24 protein-coding genes are annotated in these 22,595 nt (G+C 67.3%); 17 read left to right on the top strand and 7 right to left on the bottom strand.

Going from position 1 to position 22,595, the window contains the following annotated elements; genetic code table 11:
• Window positions 1–31: 31 nt before the first annotated feature.
• A complete protein-coding gene (locus ACFC1K_RS16070; RefSeq protein WP_375872352.1) occupies window positions 32–1,024 on the top strand; it encodes an aldo/keto reductase in 993 nt (330 codons plus the stop codon).
• Window positions 1,025–1,100: 76 nt separating this feature from the next.
• Here ACFC1K_RS16070 and ACFC1K_RS16065 read toward each other — a convergent pair whose 3' ends face one another.
• Window positions 1,101–3,017, bottom strand: a complete 1,917-nt coding sequence (locus tag ACFC1K_RS16065) for an adenylyl cyclase (protein ID WP_375872351.1) — start codon at window positions 3,015–3,017, stop codon at window positions 1,101–1,103.
• A gap of 114 nt (window positions 3,018–3,131) precedes the next feature.
• Window positions 3,132–3,719, bottom strand: a complete 588-nt coding sequence (locus ACFC1K_RS16060; RefSeq protein WP_375872350.1) for a GNAT family N-acetyltransferase — start codon at window positions 3,717–3,719, stop codon at window positions 3,132–3,134.
• A 50-nt stretch (window positions 3,720–3,769) separates the two neighbouring features.
• On the opposite strand from ACFC1K_RS16060, the gene ACFC1K_RS16055 reads away from it, so the two are divergent.
• Window positions 3,770–4,567 (top strand): glycosyltransferase, encoded by a 798-nt coding sequence (locus ACFC1K_RS16055; RefSeq protein ID WP_310290189.1) that lies wholly within the window; start codon window positions 3,770–3,772, stop codon window positions 4,565–4,567.
• 7 nt (window positions 4,568–4,574) lie between these two features.
• Here ACFC1K_RS16055 and ACFC1K_RS16050 read toward each other — a convergent pair whose 3' ends face one another.
• Window positions 4,575–4,871 (bottom strand): DUF1294 domain-containing protein, encoded by a 297-nt coding sequence (locus ACFC1K_RS16050; RefSeq protein WP_375872349.1) that lies wholly within the window; start codon window positions 4,869–4,871, stop codon window positions 4,575–4,577.
• Window positions 4,872–5,047: 176 nt separating this feature from the next.
• Between ACFC1K_RS16050 and ACFC1K_RS16045 the strand changes: the two genes are divergently transcribed.
• The 3 genes from ACFC1K_RS16045 to ACFC1K_RS16035 all read left to right on the top strand — a co-directional run bounded on the left by ACFC1K_RS16045 (window position 5,048) and on the right by ACFC1K_RS16035 (window position 6,912).
• Complete coding sequence (locus ACFC1K_RS16045; protein ID WP_375872348.1) at window positions 5,048–5,476, top strand: SRPBCC domain-containing protein; 429 nt, start codon at window positions 5,048–5,050, stop codon at window positions 5,474–5,476.
• The gene (locus ACFC1K_RS16040; RefSeq protein WP_375872347.1) at window positions 5,473–5,772 is read left to right on the top strand and encodes a DUF1905 domain-containing protein; all 300 of its coding nucleotides are present in this window, start codon (window positions 5,473–5,475) and stop codon (window positions 5,770–5,772) included. The genes ACFC1K_RS16045 and ACFC1K_RS16040 overlap by 4 nt, the downstream gene beginning before the upstream one ends.
• Window positions 5,773–5,841: 69 nt before the next feature.
• On the top strand, window positions 5,842–6,912 hold the full coding sequence (locus ACFC1K_RS16035) for a DUF2510 domain-containing protein (protein WP_375872346.1): 1,071 nt from the start codon (window positions 5,842–5,844) through the stop codon (window positions 6,910–6,912).
• Window positions 6,913–6,990: 78 nt separating this feature from the next.
• Here ACFC1K_RS16035 and ACFC1K_RS16030 read toward each other — a convergent pair whose 3' ends face one another.
• The gene (locus ACFC1K_RS16030) at window positions 6,991–8,379 is read right to left on the bottom strand and encodes a DUF222 domain-containing protein (RefSeq protein ID WP_375872345.1); all 1,389 of its coding nucleotides are present in this window, start codon (window positions 8,377–8,379) and stop codon (window positions 6,991–6,993) included.
• 508 nt (window positions 8,380–8,887) lie between these two features.
• Between ACFC1K_RS16030 and ACFC1K_RS16025 the strand changes: the two genes are divergently transcribed.
• The 10 genes from ACFC1K_RS16025 to ACFC1K_RS15980 all read left to right on the top strand — a co-directional run bounded on the left by ACFC1K_RS16025 (window position 8,888) and on the right by ACFC1K_RS15980 (window position 17,666).
• Entirely contained in the window at window positions 8,888–9,271 is a 384-nt protein-coding gene (locus ACFC1K_RS16025; protein WP_375872344.1) for a type IV pilin protein, read from the top strand.
• 99 nt (window positions 9,272–9,370) lie between these two features.
• Window positions 9,371–9,769, top strand: a complete 399-nt coding sequence (locus tag ACFC1K_RS16020) for a hypothetical protein (RefSeq protein WP_375872343.1) — start codon at window positions 9,371–9,373, stop codon at window positions 9,767–9,769.
• Window positions 9,766–10,302, top strand: coding sequence for a prepilin-type N-terminal cleavage/methylation domain-containing protein (locus ACFC1K_RS16015; RefSeq protein ID WP_375872342.1), 537 nt, complete (start codon window positions 9,766–9,768; stop codon window positions 10,300–10,302). Before ACFC1K_RS16020 ends, ACFC1K_RS16015 begins: the two co-directional genes overlap by 4 nt.
• Window positions 10,290–11,903 carry a hypothetical protein gene (locus ACFC1K_RS16010; RefSeq protein ID WP_375872341.1) on the top strand — a complete coding sequence of 538 codons (1,614 nt, stop codon included), beginning with the start codon at window positions 10,290–10,292 and terminating at the stop codon, window positions 11,901–11,903. Before ACFC1K_RS16015 ends, ACFC1K_RS16010 begins: the two co-directional genes overlap by 13 nt.
• A gap of 15 nt (window positions 11,904–11,918) precedes the next feature.
• Window positions 11,919–12,752, top strand: a complete 834-nt coding sequence (locus ACFC1K_RS16005; RefSeq protein WP_375872340.1) for a prepilin peptidase — start codon at window positions 11,919–11,921, stop codon at window positions 12,750–12,752.
• 29 nt (window positions 12,753–12,781) lie between these two features.
• Window positions 12,782–13,816 (top strand): type IV pilus biogenesis protein PilM, encoded by a 1,035-nt coding sequence (gene pilM / locus ACFC1K_RS16000; protein ID WP_375872339.1) that lies wholly within the window; start codon window positions 12,782–12,784, stop codon window positions 13,814–13,816.
• A complete protein-coding gene (locus ACFC1K_RS15995) occupies window positions 13,813–14,460 on the top strand; it encodes a hypothetical protein (protein WP_375872338.1) in 648 nt (215 codons plus the stop codon). The genes pilM and ACFC1K_RS15995 overlap by 4 nt, the downstream gene beginning before the upstream one ends.
• Window positions 14,460–15,128, top strand: a complete 669-nt coding sequence (locus ACFC1K_RS15990) for a hypothetical protein (RefSeq protein ID WP_375872337.1) — start codon at window positions 14,460–14,462, stop codon at window positions 15,126–15,128. Before ACFC1K_RS15995 ends, ACFC1K_RS15990 begins: the two co-directional genes overlap by 1 nt.
• Before the next feature lie 5 nt (window positions 15,129–15,133).
• The gene (locus ACFC1K_RS15985; protein WP_375872336.1) at window positions 15,134–16,429 is read left to right on the top strand and encodes a type IV pilus twitching motility protein PilT; all 1,296 of its coding nucleotides are present in this window, start codon (window positions 15,134–15,136) and stop codon (window positions 16,427–16,429) included.
• A 1-nt stretch (window position 16,430) separates the two neighbouring features.
• Entirely contained in the window at window positions 16,431–17,666 is a 1,236-nt protein-coding gene (locus ACFC1K_RS15980) for a type II secretion system F family protein (RefSeq protein ID WP_375872335.1), read from the top strand.
• Window positions 17,667–17,832: 166 nt separating this feature from the next.
• Here ACFC1K_RS15980 and ACFC1K_RS15975 read toward each other — a convergent pair whose 3' ends face one another.
• Entirely contained in the window at window positions 17,833–19,500 is a 1,668-nt protein-coding gene (locus ACFC1K_RS15975) for a GspE/PulE family protein (RefSeq protein WP_375872334.1), read from the bottom strand.
• A gap of 86 nt (window positions 19,501–19,586) precedes the next feature.
• Here ACFC1K_RS15975 and ACFC1K_RS15970 point away from each other — a divergent pair, with 86 nt between their 5' ends.
• Window positions 19,587–20,609, top strand: a complete 1,023-nt coding sequence (locus tag ACFC1K_RS15970) for a YihY/virulence factor BrkB family protein (RefSeq protein ID WP_375872333.1) — start codon at window positions 19,587–19,589, stop codon at window positions 20,607–20,609.
• Window positions 20,606–21,373, top strand: coding sequence for an NAD(P)H-hydrate epimerase (locus ACFC1K_RS15965; RefSeq protein ID WP_375872332.1), 768 nt, complete (start codon window positions 20,606–20,608; stop codon window positions 21,371–21,373). Before ACFC1K_RS15970 ends, ACFC1K_RS15965 begins: the two co-directional genes overlap by 4 nt.
• Before the next feature lie 20 nt (window positions 21,374–21,393).
• Here the strand turns inward: ACFC1K_RS15965 and ACFC1K_RS15960 are convergent, their stop codons facing one another.
• A complete protein-coding gene (locus tag ACFC1K_RS15960) occupies window positions 21,394–21,774 on the bottom strand; it encodes a hypothetical protein (RefSeq protein WP_375872331.1) in 381 nt (126 codons plus the stop codon).
• A 75-nt stretch (window positions 21,775–21,849) separates the two neighbouring features.
• Window positions 21,850–22,581: a glutamine amidotransferase gene (locus tag ACFC1K_RS15955; protein ID WP_375872330.1), complete on the bottom strand. Its 732-nt coding sequence runs from the start codon at window positions 22,579–22,581 to the stop codon at window positions 21,850–21,852.
• Window positions 22,582–22,595: the final 14 nt, after the last annotated feature.

Genomic DNA, 22,595 nt, shown 5'->3' with positions numbered 1-22,595 from the left:
CCCCACCCCACACCCACCTCGGAGGATCCTCATGCAGCAGCGCGCTCTCGGCCGCACCGGACGCCCGGTCTCGGCGATCGGCCTCGGCACCTGGCAGCTCGGCGCCGACTGGGGTGCCGTCACCGAGGAGGACGCGATCGCGGTGCTCGCAGCATCCGTCGACGAAGGCGTCACCCTCTTCGACACCGCGGACGTCTACGGCGACGGGCGGAGCGAGTCGATCATCGGCCGGTTCCTCGCCGCGCGACCCGGCCACTGCATCACCGTCGCGACGAAGATGGGCCGGCGCCTCGCGCAGGAGCCCGAGAACTACACCCCCGAGAACTTCCGCGCGTGGACGGACCGCTCGCGCGCCAACCTCGGCGTCGACACACTCGACCTGGTGCAGCTGCACTGCCCGCCGACAGCGGTGATCGAGGACCACGCCACGTACGACGCCCTCGACGCGCTCGTCGCCGACGGTGCCATCGCGGCGTACGGCGTCTCGGTCGAGACGACGGCGCAGGCGCTCGCGGCGATCGCCCGCCCGAATGTGACGAACGTGCAGATCATCTTCAACCCGTTCCGCCTCAAGCCGCTCGACGAGGTGCTGCCGGCCGCCGAGGCCGCCGGCGTCGCGATCTTCGCGCGCGTGCCGCTCGCTTCGGGGCTGCTGTCGGGCAAGTACACCGCGACGACGACGTTCGCCGCCGACGACCACCGCACCTACAACCGCCACGGCGAGGCGTTCGACCGCGGCGAGACGTTCTCAGGCGTCGACTTCGAGACGGGCGTCGCGGCGGCGCAGGAGCTCGCCGATGCCGTTCCCGACGGGGTGTCGCTGCCCGCCGCGACCCTCGCGTGGATCGCGTCGCGCCCCGGCGTCACGAGCGTGATCCCCGGTGCGCGCAACGTGCGGCAGGCCGAGTCCAACGCCGCCGCGGCGGCTCTCCTCGAGGGTGGCTTCGACCTGGCCTCGTTCGACCGGGCCGTGCACGACGTGTACGACCGCGACCTCCGCGCGGCGATCCACCCGCATTGGTGACCCGCCACCGCTGAATCACGGATGCCTCGACCCCGCGCAGCGCGCCGGGGCCGAGGCATCCGTTTCCGGGGGGTCTTTACGGGGTGGGGTAGTCCACCACGAACTGCGGGGTTCCGGTGTTGGTGCCGTCGGCCTGGCCGCCGACGCCGTTCACGACGTGCTGGACGGTGCCCGCGGACAGGTTCACCGTCATGATGTGGTGCAGCTTCACGCCGGGCGTCTCCGGCACCTCGAACCCGCCCGTCGTAAGGATCGACGGGTTGTTCTGGTTGAACACGTACACGCCCGCGCCGTCGAGCTCGTGGTTCTTGACGTGGTCGGCCACCTTGTAGCCGGGGTACCCGAGCGTGCCGTTCGGCTGCGTCCAATCGGCCTGCGTGGGCGGGTCGTAGGGCAGCTCGTTCTGGTAGAGGATGACCCGGCCGTTCTCGCCGTTCCAGAGCGTGTTGTACGTCTGGAAGTGCTCGACGAACAGACCCGTCGCGGTCACGTCGTCACCGTTCACGATGACGCCGTTGGTGCCCGTGTTGGTGTTCCATCGCTGGGTGTCTCCGTTGACGCCGTTGTTCGGGTCGAAGCCCTCGACGCCGTGGTCGCCGCGCCACACCCAGGTGTGGTCGATGAGCACGTCGTCGGCGTTGACCTCGAGCGCGGTGGTCGTCTTGCCGACGTGCGGGCCGCCGACGCGGAAGTACACGTCGCTCAGCGTGATCGGGTTGCTCGCGTCGAGCTTCTTGTTCCCGTTCGGGTTGCCGACGCGCAGCAGCACCGGCGAGAGCTGAGTGCCCGCGTCGATGGTGACGCCCGCGACGACGATGCCGTCGGCGTCCTTCACCTCGAGCGGCACCGCGCCGTTCACCGCGGTGAGCGTCGCGTGACCGAGGCCGAGCACGACCGTGTTCGCGCGCTTGACCTGGATCGACTGGGCGACGTCGTAGATGCCCGGCGTGAGGATCAGGTTCTGTCCGCGTGCGAGCGCGTTGTTGATGTCCTTGACCGAGTCCGACGGGGTCGCGATGTAGAAATCGGTGATCGGGATGCTGCGCCCCGCGGTCTCACCCGCGCCCCAGCTGATCCCGCTCGTGTCGCGCTGTGCCGCGGGCACGCGCACGTTGTAGCGGCCCTCGTCGTCGACGTACAGGTACGGCTTCTCGCGGCTGACCGGCGTCTGGTCGACCGTCGTGTACGGCGGGGTCGGGAAGCCGGCGTCGTCGGGGGCTCCGACCACGCCCGAGAACACCTGGTTCCAGACGGCGTTCGACCAGCCGGCGACCTCGCTGTTGCGGATCAGCCACTGCTGCTGCGAGCCGTTGATCACGAACGGCAGACGCGAGTCGGCGATGAAGCCGCCGCTGGCGTACTGCGGACCGGCGGTGCAGTAGTCCATGAGCGACAGGTTGCCGCCCGAGATGTCGAGGCGGCGCATCGAGACCGCCTGCGACACGGCCCAGAACTCGGCGCTGGCGCGGCATCCGTCCTGACCGGCCTTGTCGATGTCGATCGACAGGTTCGAGATCGTGCGCCAGAAGTTCACGAGCGCGAGGCAGTTGCCCGTACCGCCGTCGGCGAGGCAGCGGTTGTAGACCTCTACGCCGCCGTGGACGGTGACGTCCTCGGGCGACGCGCCGAGCCCGGCGACCTCGGTGTAGTAGCCGACCTTCACCTGCAGCGGGTCGGCGGTCGAGCCGTACTGGCCGGGGAGGAAGTACACGGCCTGACGCTTGGTGCTCATCTCGGCGTCGACCTGCTGCGCGTGCAGCGCGTCGAGGTCGGCCTGGATCTCGTCGACGGGGGTGTCAGGGGAGTAGATCGTGACGTTGGGGCCGAAGTCCGGGTGGAACGGGTCGACCGCGCGTGGCGGCGCCGCGACGGCCGGGGTGGCCAGCAGCGCGCTCGCGACGAGGGCGGTGCCGGTCGCCAGTGCGCCGATGCGTACGACGCGGGCACGTCGGCCCGATCGCGCGCTCGGCGCCGCGAGGCGGGGGAAGGGCATGGGGAGTCCTCTCCGTTGAGGTGGTGCGGCGGGATGCCGCTTACTTACCGGACTGTAACCAACGGTGGGAGCGGTCTCAAGAGGCAGTTTTCGGCGAGCGCTTGCTGAGTCGTTTCAGAAGTCGAGGCGCATCACGAGGCGTCGCTTGGTCGGATGCGTGACCTCTCGGAACCCCGCGGCGAGGAACGGTCCGACCGGCCCGACACTGAGTTCGTCCCAGATCACCTTCCGCCCGTCGGTCAGCATCGGATACCCCTCGACCGCCGACGCGCCGCGTGCGCGGGCATGCTCGGCAGCTGCCGCGATGAGCGGGTAGGTCAGTCCTTCGCCCCGGTGGCCCTTGCACACGACGACGCACGCGATCGCCCAGATCGACTCGTCGTCGGGGTCTTCGTCGCGCCCCTGCCAGGGCACGGGGGAGCCGCGAACCCGCCCGTAGACTCCTCGCCGGTCGACCGCGCACCACGCGACGGGCTCGTCGCCCTCGTAGGCGACGATGCCGATCGTCTCGGTCGCGCGCGGGTCGTCGCAGTGCGTCTCGGCGCGGAGGATCGCGGCGCGTTCCGACTCGGGCATGCGCCACCAGTCGTGGTCGCCGAGCCGCTGGCGCTGGCATTGGCACCGCCCCGCGGCGCCCGTGAGGATGGCCTGCAGGTCGTCCCACGAGGCCTCGTTGGCGGGAGCGAAACGCAGTCCGTCCATGTCGGCAGGGTATCGCCGCCGCCCGACACGCCGGGAGTATCGTGTGGCTTGTGCCCCTCGCCCCTCGCGTCGCCGTGGTCATCCCCTGTCGCAACGACGCGGGATACCTCGACGCATGCCTGGCCGCACTCGCCGCGCAGACGCATCAGCCCGACGTCGTGATCGTCGTCGACAACGCCAGCACGGATGCCTCCGCCGCCGTCGCCCACGCGTACGACGCCGTCGTGGCATACGAGCCGTCCATCGGCATCTGGCCGGCCGTGTCCCGCGGCTACGACGCGGCGCTCGAACACGCCGACATCATCGCCCGGCTGGACGCGGACTCGCGGCCGCACCCGGACTGGATCGCGCGACTCGTGCGCGCCTTCGTCGCGGACCCCACCTTGGGAGTGCTGACCGGCGGCGCCGAGTTCTACGGCGGCACGCCGATCCAGAACTACCTCGGCGAGCGCTGGTACATCGGCGGCGGCCACTACTGGATCAAGAAGTGGCTCGGCATCCCGCTCGTGTTCGGCTCGAACTTCGCGATGCGCACGCGGGTGTGGGAGCGCGTGCGCGACCAGGTCGACCGCGGCAACGCGCGCATCCACGACGACCTCGACCTCACGATCCGCCTGCGTTCGTCGGACGGCGTCCGCTACGACCCGCAGCTGCTCATGCCCGTGTCGGCACGTCCGGTGCAGACCTTGTCGGGGCTGTCGCGGCGGGTGTTCCGCGTGGCGTCGACGTTCGCCGCGAGCTGGCCCGAAGGCGCCCGGTGGCGCCGCTCCGAGCCGTCGCGGGTCGCGTCGTCCTCGGGCGAATGGGTGCCGGACGGCGACGACTGGGCCCCCGGGTACGGTCGCTGACCCTGGCTCAGCCGCCGAGCGCGGGCGCGGTGAGGTACACGTAGGCCGCCAGCGCCAGGATGTTCACCCCGACCGTGCCCCAGAACGCGCGCCGGAACGACCGCTTGCGGGTCTTGTGGCGGAACACCTGCTGCGCCACGAGCGCGCCCGGCCAGCCGCCGACGAGCCCGAGGATGAGCAGCGTCTGCTCCGAGATGCGGTTCGCCTGGCGGCGCGCGGCCGCCTTGTCGATGCCGTAGGCCGCGAACGCGACGACGCTCGCCGCGCCGTAGAGCGCGGGCACCCACCACGCGAGCTCGAACACGAAGTACGCACCCGCGAAGGCGCCGGTGAAGACGATCAGCGTGATTCAGCTGAGCGCCGCGGGGAGCGGCTTCGAGAGATCGCGCCCGGGGCGCTCCGTCGTGGCAAGGGGAGCGCGCGGTCGCGGGTTGGGCATGCGCTCGATCCTATGGGGGAGGGTCGGCGTACGGTGTCACCATGCATGAGCTCACCGAAGAGGCGCTGGTCGCAGCATCCGTCGATGTCGCATGGCGGGAATTCACGGTCGCGGGTCGTCTGTCGGAGTGGTTCTGGCCGCCGCGGTTCGAGACCACCGCGGTCGTCGAGCTGCGCGAGCTCGGTCGCTGGGAGGTGCGGTCGGTGCCCCTCGACATGGCGGTCGAGGGCACGGTGCTCACCTTCGAGGCGCCGCGCGCGCTGCGGCTCGGGTGGCGCTGGGCAGGGGAGGAGCACACCACCGACGTCGAGGTCGAGCTGCAGTCCGCGGCAGATGCTGCGACCCGCGTGATCGTGCGGCACTCCGGTTTCGCGACCGCCGAAGAGCGCGACAACCACATCGACGGGTGGTCGAGCTGCCTGCAGCGCCTCGTGGATCGCCACGGCGGTGCGCCGGGCGAGCACCTGTGATCATCGAGTTCGACGGCGACGTCTTCCGCTGGGACGCGCGAGAAGATGCGGCCTGGTTCTTCACGTCGGTGCCTCCCGAGCTGAGCGAGGAGATCCGCGAGATCCCGCGCCCGTACCGCGGCTTCGGCTCGGTGCGTGTGCGTGCGCAGATCGGCGGGAGTGAGTGGACGACGTCGATCTTCCCCTCGTCGGACTCGGGTTCGTACGTGCTGCCGCTGAAGAAGGCGGTGCGAGTGGCCGAGGGTCTGGTCGACGGCGGACCGGTGACGGTGCGACTCGAGGTGCTCGACGGCTGATCGCGTGGTGCTCGAGGGTCGCTCGCTCCGCTATGTTTGCGCTCAGGAATCATTCTGCTGGGGAGCATGATGACGGACGGGTCTCAGGGGGGACCGCCGCCCGGTTGGTACGAGGACGCTTCGCGTGCTGACCGCCTGCGGTGGTGGAACGGCGCTGCGTGGACGGAGGACTACCGTCCGGTGACGACGGATGCTGCAGCCACGGTGTCGATGGACGTCGTGGACGTCGTGGACGCCGCGGATGCGGCGGCGGCGACGCCGATGAGTCGCGCCCAGTTGCGTGCGCGACGGGCGGCGGATTCGGATGCTGCGGGTTCGGCGGCTGCTGCAGGCGAAGGGTCGGGGGTTCCCGGCGCGGCGGTGGGGTCGCCCGCGTCACCGTCGGTCGCTGACGAGCCGCACGCGGCCGCGGTGTGGCCGGCTCCGTCGTCGCTGGGCGAGGAGTCGCTCGCGCCTTCGCACGCGGAGGTCGTGGTCGAGGCATCGGTCCCTGTCGTCGTCGAGCACGAAGAACCCCATGCCGCCGCCGTGTGGCCGGCTCCGTCGTCGCTGGCTGAGCCCGCGGAGGCGAGGGGCGAGGCGTCCGTCGATGCGCCGTCGGTTGTGCCGGAGCCCGAAGTCCCGGCGCCTACGCCGACGCCGCCTATTGATTCGGCTCCCCGTGCGTCGGCGTCGAGCGGGGTCTCGACGAACGGTTCCCGAGCTGCGAAGCGCGAGACCTTTCCCGACCAGATCGCGCCCCGGCGTCCGGCGCCGGTCGACGATCGTCTGCCGACGCCGCTCGTGTACCAGCCGGTGTCGAGTTCGTACGTGGGGGAGATGCGTCCGCCGCTTCCGGAGGCTGCGCCGGCGAACGTTCCGGCGCGCGCGTCGATCGTACTGATCGCGGTGGCTGCGCTCGGTGGTCTGGCGGTCGTGCTTTGGCTCGGTGGCTGGAACGAGTCGGTCGCGGGCCTGGTCAGTCTTGTCAGCGTGGCGTTCGCGGCGGGGGCGTTCTTTCTCGCGATCGGTGGCCTGATCGTCGCGACGCAACGCCGGGCGAGCAGACTGCTGTCGGGGATCGCGATCGTCGTGTCGATCGGGCTGGTCGCGTGGCTCGCCATCGTCGCGACGCAGCAGGCGCTCGCGATCCTGAGCTGAGCGCGCGGGAACCATCCGCGCGTGCGACCGCGCAGTCGTGCGGCGCCGTCGAGCGGAGGCGCGGTGGTGGAGGGTGCGTCAGAACGGTGGTGGTTCTACCGGCACCGTCAACGACGTGGGCGATACCCACCATTTGGCGCCGGTGACTTCGTCGCTGTAGAGCATCCATCTGCTCTTGGTCTTGAGGACATGATGCCGTTCGCACAGCGGACTGAGGTTCGTGGCTGCGGTCTTCCCGCCGTATTGCCAATCGAGGCGGTGGTCGATGTCGCAGTCTCGGGCGGATCGCAGGCATCCGGGTCCGGTGCACACCTGGTCGCGAACCCCGAGCCATCGTCGAAGCGCCTTCGGGACGCGGTACGTGGTGCGATCGATGTCGAGGACCGTGCCGGTGACCGGGTGGGTGAGGATGCGGACCCAGCTGGATGCCTCGCCCGCAAGCCGGCGCGCGGTCCCGGTGTCGATCGGGCCGTAGCCGTCGAGCGTAGCGGGCTCGTCGTCGTGCCCGAGGAGGGTCATGACCGGCACCGTCACCGCCACAGATGCCCGCGAACGCCATGCGCCGGGCTCGGTGCTGTCTGACATCCCTCGGGTGATGAGGTCGACCACGATGTCGGTGCGCAGCTGCGCGAGCGTGCGCTCTTCGCCTTCCTGTCCTCGAAGGTGCCGCGCGTACGCATCGGCGTATCGCTCCACGGCCACCACTTTGTCGGCGCTGGTGAACACGGTGAAGGAAGCCATCCCGTCGGCCTCGGGCTGGAACCAGACGTTTCGCTCGTCCATCGCCCGCTTGTGCCGCTCATCGATGTGTTCGGGGTGCACGCGTTCGCGCACCACCCTGGCGCGCGTCCGGAACTTTCCCGGCGCGAGCGTCTGTGCCAACGCTTCGAGCAGTTCGTCGAACTTCGCCCACGCGTCTTTGGCATGGGCGGGGAGGGTTGCGGCCTGCTGGGCGGCCGCAGTCGCGTTCTGCGCGACAACGCGTCCGGAGCGGAACGCCTCCCAGATCTTCGGGCACCGCTCCCGCAGGGTGTCGGCGTGCGCGGCGCGCGTGCGGACCAGTGTCTCCGACACTCCGAGTCGCACCGCGAGATCCAGCGCCGCGGCGCGAACGGCGATGTTCCGTCGTTCGGCGCGGACGGCCGCGGTCGATCGCCCCTGCGGATCGAGCCACGCCGGATCCAGCGTGGGATCGGGGCCGACCCACGGATCGGGGCAGCTGGCAGCATCCCTCAGGACGCTCGCGATGCCGGCGTATTCATCGGCGATGAGGACGCGCGCTCGGGCGCTGATGCCCTCGAGCTCGATGACTGCGGCCTCGTGCGCAGCTCCGCTCGTTTCGAGTGCGGCGAGTTCGACAGGGGGAAGGACCTCGCCCGGCTCGAGCACATCCCACGGGTCGAGGAACCGCTCGGGATCGCCGTCGATCCTCGACGCCCAGTCCACCTTATCCGAAGAAAGCTCCATATGTAAAGAGTAGTGAGGGCCCCTGACATTCGAGCTAAGTATCTACGCGGTGCGCACGCTCGGCGAGCCGGGTGGTTGCCGAGCCTGCCGCGAGGAGCGCCCAGACGCCGGGAGGGTTGCGAACTGGGAATCAACGTCGCCCGCGGTCCCGGTGTTGCTGCGATGGGTTCGCCGGACCGAAGAGGGGCGTCACCACGAATGAGGGGGTGCGCGACGAGCCGGATGGGTGCGCGCTGGCGTGAGTGCCTGAGGGAGCCCATACCCAGCCCGTGGACATCACCTCCGGCTGAGGCTTTCCTGAGGCAACCCAGCATGCGCCTGCATTGACATTTGCGGGTGGAATCTCGGATGCTCTTCTGTGGGAGGGGATTCACGCACAGCGCGTGTGTCTCAAACCCAGCTCTAACGGAGTCTGGGACGTGTTACTGGGGTGTTTGAGACCGGGCGTTTTGACGCGCCCCGGTCGGTTAGAGCTGACCTTTCAACTCACACTGGGGAGAGACGCGCCATGCGTGCATTCATTAAGAACTACATCGCGGCTGAAAAGGCTCGCCGCGAGGAAGAGGGCGAGAAGGGCTTCTCGCTCGTCGAACTCATCATCGTCGTCGTGATCCTGGGCATCCTTGTCGCGGTGGCGATTCCGTTGGTGGGATCGATCCAGCATGCGGCCGAAGTGAGCGCGGCTGAGGCTGCTGCTGCAAACGCCGCTACTTCGGTGGCCGCCGCGATCGCGTCGAACCCGGCCGTCGACCCGACCACCGTCGACATGGGCGACACCGCGAAGTACAACTTCTCCGGGGTTGTGGCTGCGACGACTCTTGATGACCTCTGCGTGACTGCGACCTCCATCGCAGACTCCACCGCTAGCGGAACTTCCGGCCCGGGCTGCTAACTTCACCAGCCTCTGGTGATCTGCACGGAGGCCGAGGGGATCCTCGGCCTCCGTGGCATCATTTAGTTTGGGGATTCTGCCACTTGGGGAGGTAGGCGGATGAGGGAACGCAGCGGGGATGCTGCGGGGTTCGGCCTCGTCGAAGTGATTATCGCGTTCTTTCTGCTCGCGATCATCGCGGTGGCAATCCTGCCGGTGCTGTTCAACGGCATCGCCTACTCGGTGGAGCAGTCGTCGACCGCGACGGCGACCCGGGCCTTGAACGCGCAGATCGAGGAGCTTCGCAACACCACCAATGTCTCCTGCGCCGACTTGCAAACAGCCGCAAGCCCGGGCACGACGACGACCGATGGTCGCGGCACTACCATCACGATCGGAGGGTCGGCGCCCGCTTGCACGTCGACAACTCATTTGCAGGCTGTCGCGCTAACGCTCGTAGCCACCGCACAGAACGGGAAGCAGTTGGCTACCGTGACCGCGAAGATTTACCTCCCATGAAGACTACGTTCTGGCCGCGGCGAGACGACTCGGGGCTCTCCCTGGTAGAGCTGATCGTGGTCGTGGTGCTGCTCGGAATCCTGGCCGGCGTCGTCGGAACGATCCTCGCGAACTCTTGGCGTGCGCAGAATGACGTCACGACGACCACAGAGGCAACGAACAGCGGGCAACTCGTCGGTCAGAGCGTCGAGCGCGCCGTGAGGAACGGAGTGGCGCTTCGGATCACCGATGGGGGATCAACCCTCTGGGTGCGAACGGCCTATACAAACAACAGGCAATGCCAGATCTTCTGGGTATCGTCCGACGGAGGCCTCCACATGGCTTCGGCTGCGACGGGAGCCGCGCTGCCCTCGCCGACGTCATGGGCGAGTGACGTGACCAAGGTGCCCGGATCAACCGCGTTCTTCACGCTGGTTGGCAGCAATTCGGTCGACTACGCGTTCAATGTCGGAACCGCTGCGGCTCCCGTCAGGATCAGCGGGTCGGCTTCACTACGGACCTCTCCTTCAGGTGGTGGATCATGCTGGACATGAGAATCTCGACTCGCCGGGACGGCGACAAGGAAGACGACGCGCAGGCGGGCCTCGCGCTTGTGATGGTGCTCGTTCTGATGCTGGTTGGGTTCGTCATCGCGTCGTTGGTCGCGGCGAGCGTCCTCTTTACCTTCCGAGCGAACGAAGACAATCTCAGCAACACCCAGGCATTTGTCGCCGCGGAGTCGGGGCGCGATGCGATGCTTGCCGCCGTCATGGCGAACGGATGCACCAAGTCGATCGCAGACTCAACGAGCCCTACATATCGAAACGTCACGGCGCTCTTCGGTGCTGACGCCACTCACCTCACCGACTCCTGCCTCAGCACGACAGCGAGCGCAACCATCCAGATCACCTCGACCGGGTACGGCCCAGAGGGCGACTCCTCGACGATAGTGGCGCTGTATCAGCGCCTGGCAACCTATACGAATCAGCCCGGTGGCTCACTCGCCTACTTCTCCGGGACATTCAAACTGACAAAGTCGACCTACCTCGGCGATGTGGTCATTCGGGACGGGACCTATACCTGCAACAGTGACTCCACGATCAACGGTGATCTCTGGGTTCCGCGCGGCGGTGTGATACTGAGCCAGAGCTGCAACGTCACCGGCAGCATTTATGCCAGAGACGCAATTACCGTCGGGGGTCCCAAGATCACCATCGGAACGACGGGGGTGGCGGGCACCGGTGATGTCGTCTCGCAGAACGGATCGATCACGATCGACACGAATAACGGTGAGATCATAGGGAATGTTCTGTCTGGTGGGTCCGTCACGCTCTCCAAGGGAACGGTGGACGGAAACGTCAAGGCGAAGACGACAATCACAGGGACAGGCGCGACCGTCAAGGGAACCAAGACCGCTTCGGTGACTCCGTCCCCCGCCGTCTTCAACCCGACACTCGAGGCTGTCTATCAGATGACGAACTGGTTGGACCTTGGCTCAGATCCGGCGCTCTGGGGCACGGACGTACAGTGGACGACGGTCCCGAACTCCGCGGCGAACTGCAAGGCGAACATGACGGCCACGCTCGGACAGACACTTGGCGCGGGAAAAACCCGCTACGGCATCGACTACCGGGCATGCACAACTGAAGTCACCGTGACCCTCAACGCGGGGAACATCAAGAACGATGCGGTGTTCCTGGTTCCCGCCGCCGTGGAGATGAACGTGACGGTCGGAGGGTCGCTCACGTCTGTCGGTGCGGCCGCTACACCCCAACTCTTCATCATTCACGCGGACGCCGCGACGACAGCCGCGGGCCCGAACTGCGGACCGTCACCGACGAACCCGGTCGACGAGCTGAACTTGCCAGGCAAGGCAAGCACATTTTCGCCGTACCTCATGATCTATTCGCCGTGCGGTCTGGACAAGGTGCCGAATTCCTCCAGTTCGGTGTCGTTCACGGGGCAGTTCTATGCGGCGGACAACGAAACATCCACGAACCACTGGGTTCAGCCAGAATTCACTTGTCACGCCATGGCCTGGTCACCGCTGATCAACCTCGGTTGCTACATCAAGGACGCAACGGGGACTGGGGACGACGGAACAATCATCACAACGATCCAGCCGCCATCTCGTGTCTCGCAAGTGGAGCAGTAACCCTTGACTCCCGTTGTGATCTTCCTCGTCGTCGTGGCAGGCGTGCTCGGTCTTGTCATCGGCTCGTTCCTCAATGTCGTGGCTTATAGGGTGCCAGCAGAGATTTCCCTGATTCGCGAGAGCCGTTGCCCGCACTGCGATGCGCCGATCAAGCCGTGGCAGAACGTTCCTGTCGTTTCGTGGATAACCCTCCGCGGCAAGTGCGCGGACTGCAAGGCGCCCATCTCGGCTCGGTACCCGATCGTCGAAGCCGTCACCGGCGTCGCGTTCGCCGGCGTCACGTGGTGGGCGCTGGCTTCGGCGGGGGTAACGACCGGGCAAGTGTTGACCGCCTCTGAAACATGGGCGCTGGCGCTCGTCGTCGTCGCCTATCTGTACTTCGCGGCGATCTCGATCGTGCTGACTCTCATCGACCTCGACACCCACCGGCTGCCAAACAGCATCGTGTTGCCGAGTTATGTTGTGGCTGGCATTTTTTTCATTGTCGCTGCGTGGTTGACCGGGGACTGGGGAGCCCTTGCACGAGCAGCCACCGGTATGGCCGGGATGTATCTGTTCTACTTCCTGCTGCGCGCGGTCCGTCCGGGTGGGATGGGCGGCGGCGACGTCAAGCTCGCCGGGGTAATCGGCATCTACCTTGCATGGCTGGGATGGGGAGCGCTCGCTGTTGGCGCGTTCGCGGCATTCCTCTACGGAGGAGTTTTTGGTATCGCGCTCGTGTTGCTGCGGCGCGCCGGACGCAAGACCGCTATTCCGTTCGGTCCGTGGATGATTCTCGGGGCCTGGACCGGAGTTTTCGCCGGCGAGACCGTCGGCCGTTGGTACGTGAATCTCTTCGTCGGCGCCTGACGTCGACGGTCTTTGGGGAAGGGGAAATCATGGGGAAGACCATCGTGGGGCTGGAGGTGACCGAAGAGAGCGTCCGCGCTGCGGAGATCTCGCTCGGTCGCAAACCCCAGCTCGTTGCGTACGGCGAAGTACCGCTGCCGCCCGAAGCAGCGCGCGACTCGGAGGTGCTCGACGCGGGCGCCGTCGCCGTCGCACTTCGGCAGCTGTGGACCGGCGCGAAGTTCAAGAGCAAGGCCGCCGTGCTCGGCGTCGCCAGCCGCCGCATCCTGGTGCGCGAGTACACGACTCAGGCGATGCGGCCTGATCTGTTGCGGGAAGCTCTGCCATACCAGGTGCAGGATCTGCTGCCGGTGCCGGCGAGCCAGGCGGTGCTCGACTTCTTTCCCCTCTCGCAGGAGGGCGACCAGGTCTCGGGCCTGCTCGTCGCGGCGGTATCGGAGAACATCGAGCAGATCATTTCAACTCTCGCGAAGGTGAAGGTGCGCGCTCAAGCCGTCGATCTCGCAGCATTCGGTCTTGCGCGGGTTACCGCACCGCTTGCGTCGCCCGAAGAGACTGTCGCGACCGTGAATATCGGCGATCACACCACTCAGGTGGTGATCTCGCGGGGCGGCGTGCCGCTCTTCGTGCGGCTGCTGCCGATCGACGTCGCGACGGCTGCCACGCGTCGCCACAACGGTGCTCTCGTCGAGCCGGAGTTGGAGCTTGCTGTCGCCGGCAGTGGCCTCGGGGGAGGGACGGGGCTCACGGTCCCCAGTCGCACTCGGGGTTCGATCCGCGCGGAGACCCCGCCCGGCGTCTCGGATCTCGCAGCTCGCCTGCGCAGCACGCTCGCCTTCTTCGGTAGCCGCGCCACCTCGGTGCCGCTCAGCCGAGTGTTTGTGACAGGCGCCGGGGCCACGGTAGAAGGGGTGATGCCCTCGCTGGCTGCAGCGATCGACACACCGATGGCACTGGTTTCGCTCGGCGACGTCATCTCGATGTCTGCGCCTCCACCTGCCGGTGAGGTTGCGCTCAACCTCGTCGGTACCGTCGGCATCGCGCTCGGGGAGGCGTCGAAATGACCGCCATTCCCGTCCCGTTCTCGGGAGCACCCCGCGTCAACCTCATGCCGCGCAGCGAGGTCGCGCGGCGCGAGCGAGATCAACTCGTGCGGCTGTGGGTCTGGATCGTCCTAGGTGCGATCGTTGTCGCCTTCCTCATCATCGCCGGCGCCTTCGCTTTCAAGTTCTTCGCCGATCAGCGACTCGTTGCTGAGCAGGTCCGTACGAACGCCCTCCTGACCGAGATCGCCTCGCTCTCCGAGGTGAGCCAGGCGATCGCAACGGAGTCCGAATTGACGGACTATCGTACCGACGCCATGACGACGGATCTCGCCTGGGCTCCGGTGATCAGCAAGATCAGCAGCGTGCTTCCCGCAGACACTGCGATCACGGGCGTCGACCTCACTGTGGGTGGGGCACCCCAAGGAGACGATCCGACTTCGGAACAGGGTCTCGTCGGCACGGTCACGTTCGACAGCCCGACGCCGATCGACATCGTCCCGCTAATCCGATCGCTTCGCGGCGTCGAGGGTGTGTTCTACGCGGACGGACAGTCAGTGACAACCAATCCGACTACGGGCGGTCGCTACACATACCTGCTCACGGTTCAGTTCGATCAGACTGTGTACTCGAATGAGTACGCCGCCGAAGAGGGGGGCGAGTGATGCCGAAGCACATCGTCACCGCCATTGGGCTCATCGTCTCACTCGGCGTGATTGCGCTCGGTGTGTTCCTGGTCGCCATGCCGCTGTACTTCCAAGCGGTCGCCGTCGACGGTCAGACCGCGACCGTCGCGAGTACGAACGCCCTGTACCAGGCGCAAGTGGACAGCCTCACTGCGCAGCAGGAGAACCTCGACGAGATCAAGGCCAACGTCGCCGAACTGCGGTCTCAGATCCCGGCAACGGGCCAATTGGATGACGTCTTCGAGGTAGTTGCCCATGCCGCGGAGACATCCGGCGTCTTGATCACGGCGGTCACGGCCGGCGATCAAGCTGCCTTCACGCCGCGTGCCGGCGCGACTGAGAGCGACGCGGCTGCCGCCGCGCCTGCCCCGACGCCTGAAACAACGGGCGCGGCGACGGATGTGACCAACGGAACGACGACGGAAGCGGAGACCACTCCCGACACGCCCGCTCAGGCAGGGCGGCAGCAGGTCGACTTCGTCATCAGCGCACGGTCGGCCGACATCGCACAGGGGACGGCTTTCCTGGACGCGCTTCGGGCAGGTCCCCGTCTCCTCAACAGCATCACCGTGACGATGGCGCCGAGTGGCCAGGGCGGCATCGATGTCCAGATCTCGGCCCTGACCTACGTAGATGCGGAAGGGTGAGGACGATGGAAGATCTGGACTTTGAAACGCTCCTCGCACGTGGTGCGCGACACCGCGCATCCGATGTGCACATCACCGCCGGAGCGCCGCCGCTGTTGCGCGTCGACGGCGATCTCGTGCCGGTACCGGGCTACCCGGACGCGCTTTCGGACGAGTGGGTGGAGCGCACCGCGTTCGACCTCATGACCGAAGGACAGCGCGCCGAGTTTCTCGAGCACGGCGAGGTCGACCTCGCCCACGCGACGCCGGGCATCGGCCGCTTCCGTACCAATGTGTACCGCCAGCTCGGCTCGATCGCGGTCGCGCTGCGCTATATCCCCGATCGCGTGTACTCGCTCGAGGAGTTGGGTGCACCGACGATTGCGCGAGACCTGGCCCTGCGTCCGCGAGGACTCGTTCTGCTGACGGGCCCGACCGGTTCTGGCAAGTCGACGACGCTTACGGCGATGGTCGACATCGTCAACCAGCTCGTGCCGGCGCACATCGTCACCATCGAGGACCCGATCGAGTTCCACCATCAGTCCAAGCGGTCCCTCGTCCACCAGCGCGAGGTCGGCCGGGACACGAACTCGTTCGCCGAGGCGCTCCGCCGCGTGCTCCGTCAGGACCCCGATGTGATCCTCATCGGCGAGCTTCGAGACCCCGAGTCGATTCGCACCGCGCTGTCGGCGGCCGAAACCGGTCACCTCGTGCTCTCGACCCTGCACACGCAGGGCGCCGCAAAGAGCATCAATCGCATCATTGATGTGTTCCCGGCGGACCAGCAGCACCAGATCCGCACCCAGCTCGGTGACACGCTGCAGGGCATCATCAGCCAGACGCTGCTGCCGCTCGCCCAGGTCAACGGACGCACAATCGCGACCGAGGTGCTCATCAACACCCCGGCGGTCGCCAACATGATCCGCGAGGGCCAGGTCGCGCAAATCTACTCGGCGATGCAGGCGGGTTCCGAGATCGGCATGCACACGCTCGACCAGGACCTCCGGCGTCTCGTCGCCGAGGGCACGATCGCGCGCAACGTGGCGATGGACTTCGCGGTTGACCCTAAGAGCCTGGATGGGGTTTACATCAAACCGCGCGACCTGGACGCGGAGGAGTGGGCGCACCACGCCGGCGAGTGGCGGCAAGCAGATCCTGCGGCCGCCGTTGCTGCCGACGCCGCGGTTGGGACAGGTATCGGCATGGGATCGCGCTTCGGCACGCCTACCGTCGGCGGTCGCGTCGATCCCACCGCGCGTGACGTCGAGTGGGGTGGGATCGAGGATCTCGAAGCGTGGACCACCGCGAACGAGGAGGGCTGAGATGGCCGTCGTCCAGGAGTTCGTCTACCGGGCCGTCGACTCGCGGGCGGGATCAGTCGTCAAAGGCACGATCGAAGCGGCCAGCGAGTCGGCAGTCACAGTCAAACTGAAAGCTCAGGGCCTCACGCCGCTCGAAGTCACGCTTAAATCGAACACCGGCCTCAACCGAGAGATCAAGCTCCCGAGCGTGACCAAGACGGTCTCGGCGCGAACACTCGCCGTGTTCTCGCGTCAGATGGCCGGGCTCATCAACGCGGGCCTACCTCTGATGCGGACGCTGGCAATCCTTATCGACCAGACCGACGACAAGAAACTGCAGCCCGCTCTCGTGCAGGTACAGGCCGATGTCGAGTCCGGTTCGTCGTTCTCGGCCGCGCTCGCGAGGCATCCTCAGACGTTCCCGCCGCTGATGCTGTCGATTGTGAAAGTCGGCGAGGCCGGCGGGTTCCTCGGAGGCGCGCTCGGCTCGATCGCCGACAACTATCAGCGCGAGGCCGAGCTGCACAACAAAGTGCGCGCCGCCGTTACCTACCCAGCCATTGTGCTTGTCATTGCGATAATTGGCGTGCTTGTAATGGTGACCTTCGTCGTGCCGATCTTCCGAGACATGTTCGAGGGGATCGGATCACAATTGCCACTTCCCACGCAGATTCTCGTGAACATCTCGAACAACATGTGGTGGGCGCTGCCGACGATCATTCTCGTGGTCATTGTCGCGGTGATTTGGTGGCGGGCGAACCGTCACACGGAGCAGTACCGTCGTTTCATCGATCCGATCAAGCTGAAGATGCCCGTGTTCGGGAAGCTCACGACCAAGATCTCCGTCGCGCGCTTCTCGCGAAACCTTTCGATGATGCTGAACGCGGGAGTTCCGATCATCCAGGCACTCGCGATAGTCGGGCAAGCCTCCAACAACTGGAAGATCGAGCAGGCCGTGCGTGACGTGCAGGAGTCGATTCGGCAGGGTCGTTCTTTTGCCGCGCCGCTCGCCAAGGCCGATGTGTTCCCCGCGATGGTCCCGCAGATGGTGTCGGTCGGTGAGGAGTCGGGCACACTGGTCGACATGCTCGCGTCGATCGCGGACTTCTACGAGGACGAAGTCGAGACCGCGACGTCTCAGCTGTCGTCGACGATCGAGCCGATTCTTATCGTTTGCCTCGGCGTCGTCATCGGTGGCATGGTGATCTCGCTCTATCTGCCGATCTTCACTCTCTACGCCGAGCTCGCAAAGCAGTAGCTGGATCAGGGTTCACTCAACGGCCGGCGCGCAGGGCGCCGGTCGTTGGGCTTTGCGCCGGGTTCGGCGCGTTTCGTCTCGCTCGTTCCTCGCTCGCTCAACGACCGGGAAAGGGGACCGCCGGCCGGGAGCGTAGGAACCCGACGCGGCCCGGGACAGCCGCAGCTCAGACCGTGACGCGCAGCACCTCTTCAATAGTCGTCAGCCCCTGCGCAACCTTCGACCATCCGTCCTCGCGGAGCGAGATCATCCCCTGCTCGAGCGCCACCTGACGGATCTCCGACCCGGTCGACCGCGTCACGACCAGCGACTCGATCTCGTCGCTCAGCGTCATGATCTCGTGCAGGGCAACACGCCCGCGGTATCCGGTGCCGCTACAGGCGGGGCATCCGACCGCCTTGTACAGCTCAGGCACATCCGCAGGGTCGTGAGGGAAGCCGAGGGCGTTCAGTACCTCCGAGGTCTCCACCAACGGCTCGCGACACCGCATGCACAACCGCCGCGAGAGGCGCTGCGCAATCACAGCCGACAACGCCGTCGCGACCAGGAACGGCTCGCACCCGATCTCGGTAAGCCGGGTCAAAGCAGAGGGCGCATCATTCGTGTGCAGCGTCGACAGCACCAAGTGCCCCGTCAGCGCCGCCTCAATGGAGATGTTCGCCGTCTCGAAATCGCGGATCTCGCCGACGAGTACCACATCCGGGTCCGACCGCAGGATCGAACGCAGCGCCGTCGCGAACGTCAGGCCCGCGCGGTTGTTCACCTGCACCTGATTGATGCCGGCGATGCGGTACTCGACCGGGTCCTCCACCGTGATGACGTTGATCTTCGGGTTCGCGATCGACCGCAACGCGGTGTACAGGCTCGTCGACTTGCCCGACCCCGTCGGCCCCGTAGCCAGGATCATCCCGTGCGGCTTCGTGATCGCCTCGCGGAACCGCTTCTCGTTCGTGCTCGAGAACAGCAGGTCGCGCATGCTCATCGTCTGGCCGGTGTTGTCGAGGATTCGCATGACGATCTTCTCGCCCCACACGGTGGGAAGCGTCGCGACGCGGAGGTCGACGGTGCGGTTCTCGTGCGTGACCGAGAGGCGGCCGTCCTGCGGCTTGCGCTTCTCGGCGATGTCGATCGACGACATGATCTTGAGGCGCGAGATGATGCCGTCCTGAATGGCGCGGTCGGCCTTCTGCATCTCGTGGAGCACGCCGTCGATGCGGAACCGCACGGTCAGCTGCTTCTCGCCCGGCTCGACGTGGATGTCGCTCGCGCGGTCGTTGATGGCCTGCGCGATCAGCAGGTTCACGAACCGCACGATGGGGGCGGTGTCGTCCTGCTCCTCGAGGCTCTCGGTGAACGCGGCCTGGTTGGCCTCGCTCGACTCCTCGATCGTCATCGACAGCTCGCTGAGCTCCTCGTCCGAGCGGAGGAACCGCTCGAACATATTGAGCAGCGCGTCTTCGGCGACGACGACAGGCTCGACGAAGAGATCCGTGATCGAGGCGACGTCGTCGAGCGCGACGATGTCGGTCGGGTCGAGCACGCCCACGGTGAGGCGTTCGCCGCGCCGGTCGACGGGGATCAGTCCGTACTTGCGGCACAGATTGCCCGGCACGAGGGCGACCACGTTGGGGTCGAGCGGCATCTCGGCGAGGTCGACGTAACGGTGGCCCGTGTGCAGGGCGATCGCCTCGGCGACCTGACCCTCGGTGACCAGCTTCGAGCTCACCAGCAATCGCTGCAGCTCCGGACCTTCGCCCACCTGAGCGAGGGCGGCCGACATGTCGGCAGCCCTTACTGCTCCTGTGAGCACCAGCGTCTGTGCAAGACCTCTCACGGCAACACCCCTATCCCCAAGCACATACTATGTGGCGCGCGTCAACCCTGGGCTGCTCGTCCGCGCGCGCTCGATAAGGTCATGCCATGGCGGACCTGATCGCGAAGCTGACGGCCTGGGCACTCTCCCTCCGACCGGTGCGCGTCTGGTTCCACTACCTCGAACGCCGCGGTCCCATGCTCTCCGACAGCATCACGTACCGGTCGCTGTTCTCGGTGTTCGCGGGGGTCCTGCTCGGCTTCTCGTTCGCCTCCGTGTGGCTCGCCGACAACCCTGCGGCGTGGCAGTCGTTGATCGACACGGTGGATGCTGCGATCCCGGGCCTGCTCGGAACAGGAGACGACGGCCTCATCGACGTCAGCACCATCGAAGCGCCCGCGGGCCTGACCATCGCCGGCATCATCGCGCTCGTCGGTCTCGTCGGCGCGGCGATCGGCGCCATCGGGTCGCTGCGCGTCGCGTTGCGCACGCTCGCCGACAAGGTGCACGACGACGTCTTCTGGATCTGGGTGATCCTGCGCAACTTCCTCCTCGCCATCGCGATCGGCGGCGGCTTCGTGCTGTCGGCCGGTGCGACGTTCATCGGCACCACGTTCGTCGGGGCGGTGCTCGATTGGCTCGGGATCACTCACACCGGAGTCGCCGACTTTGCCACCCGCTCGGTTTCGATCGTCGTCGTGTTCCTCCTCGACATGGCGATCGTCGCCGTCGCGTTCGTGTCGCTCAGCGGCGTCAAGACGCACCCAGGGTCGCTGTGGTCGGGCGCCGTCATCGGCGCGGTCGGGCTGACGGTACTGCAGCAGCTCTCGTCCCTCTTCGTCGCCGGGGCGGGCGCGAATCCGCTGCTGGCATCGTTCGCCTCGCTCATCGCGCTGCTGCTGTGGCTCAACCTCTCGGCGCAGGTCATCCTCCTCGCGTCGACCTGGATCATCGTGAGCGAGCGCCAGCGCGTCGACCGCGTGCGCGAGCGGTTCGGCTCTCCGACGTTCGCCTTGCGACGCGTGCGTCAGGCGGAGGATGCTGTGCGCGTGGCCACCGAAGAGCTCGAGCACGCGCGCGCCGACGTCGAGCGCGAGAAGCTCGCCGCACAGAAGCACCAGTCGACATGAGCGCGCGCGTTCCCACGTTCACCGCCGAACAGGTGCGTGCGGCGGAACGCCCCCTGCTCGACGCCGGAGTCCCGCTCATGCGCCGTGCCGCAGCCGCCCTCGCCGACGTCGTACAGGCCGAGCTTGCGACGCCCGAGACCGTCGTCACGTTGACCGGCGTGCTCGAACCCGTGATCCGCGAGACGCCCGTCGCCCTGCGGCCGCGGGTGCTCGTCCTCGTCGGCTCCGGCGACAACGGCGGCGATGCCCTCTACGCCGCCGCGCACCTCTCCCGCATCGCCGACGTCGACGCGCTGCTCGTCTCGGAGCGCTTCCACGTCACCGCCCTCGCCACCGCCGTCGCCGCCGGCGTCCGCCGCGTCGACCTCCCCGAGGTCGACGACGCCGTGCGCCACTACGCGCTCGTGATCGACGGCATCCTCGGCATCGGCGCCGCGAGCGATCCGGCCCTGCGCGGCCGGGCACGCGGCGCTGTCACCGCGATCCGCGACGACCTCCGACGAGGAGGACGGATGCCGCGGGTCATCGCCGTCGACATCCCCAGCGGTCTGCACCCCGACACGGGCGTCGCCGACGACGCCGTGCTCGCAGCATCCGTCACCGTCACGTTCGGCGCGGTGAAGGCCGGACTCGTGACCGGACGCGGGCCCGAACTCGCCGGCGACATCGTCCTGGTCGACATCGGTCTCGGCCCGGCGCTGGAATCGGTCGAGCCGGCGGGCGAGGCATCCGTCTCCCGAATCGTGACGGCGCCGACCGACTGACCGCAGCGTGCGCGCCGCGACTACTCGTCGTTCTGCTCGTCCTCGCCGTTGTCACCGGGGAAGTCGGGGTCGTCCTTGTGGTGGCCCCAGGCCTTGCCCTTCCCGTTGCCCGGGCCCTCCTGCTCGTCGCCGCGGTCGCCCTTGTTCCCGGGGAAGTCAGGCGAATCCTTGTGGTGCCCCCAGGCGTTGCCGTTGTCGCCCGGGAACGCGGGGTCGTCCTTGTGGTGACCCCACGCCTTCCCGTTGCCCTGTGCTCCCGGCGAGTCATCCGGTGCGACGACGCTCGTTGCGGGCAGCACCCGGGCGAGCGGAACGCCCGACGCGACGGCCGGCACGATGATCGCGGCCGAGGCCACGACAGCGATGACGGCACCCGTGATGAGCAGCTTCTTCGAACCCATGACGCACCTCGATCTCCCCAGGCGGAGGCAGCCGGTGCGGGGAGCGTACCACCGCGCTCGGGCGGTGCGAAGGGCTCAGCGCGCGTAGCGCTCGACGAAGGTGCGGAGCATGCGGCTCGGGTGCGAGACCGCCGCGCGGCGGACAGCCGCCAGCGTGAGCTCGAGCTCGTCGGCGGCGAAGTAGCCGTAGCCGGCGTAGGCGTGGATGCGCGTCGTGATGCCCTCGACGTCGAGCTCGGGGTGGAACTGCGTCGCGTACACGTTCTCGCCGACCCGGAACATCTGCACCGGGCACGTCGGCGACGACGCCAGGAGCGTCGCCGACGGCGGCAGCTGCGAGATCGCCTCCTTGTGTCCGACGAAGGCGCCGAAGGTCTCGGGGAGACCGGCGAGCAGGGGATCGGATTCCCCGGCCTCGGTCATCGTCACGGGCACGACGCTGATCGGCTCGGAGTACGTGCGGTCGATCACCGCGCCCTGGTGGGCGCCGAGCGTGCCGACGCCGTAGCAGGCGCCGAAGAACGGGAAGTCGCGCGCGACGACCTCGTCGAGGAGGATGCCGAACTCCTGCTCGACCCGCCGCTGCGTCGGCGACTTCTTCTCCAGCGGGTCGGACGCGTTGAACGGCCCGCCGCCCACGAAGATGCCCGACACCTCATCGAGGTCGATCTGCGGCATCGGCTCGGCCTCGAGTCGCACGCGGATGAGCTCGTCGGGGGAGAGGCCGGTGTACCGCAGGAAGAGCGCGTACTCCTCGTCGGCCGGCACGTCCTCGGCACGGGTCGCAAGGAGGACGAACGGCTTCACCGCACCAGCCTACG

The sequence above is a fragment of the Microbacterium sp. NPDC056057 genome, assembly GCF_042266945.1.
Taxonomy (GTDB): Bacteria; Actinomycetota; Actinomycetes; order Actinomycetales; family Microbacteriaceae; genus Microbacterium; species Microbacterium trichothecenolyticum_C.
Note: the sequence above shows the minus strand (reverse complement) of the source record. Positions and strands in the feature narration are given on the sequence as shown.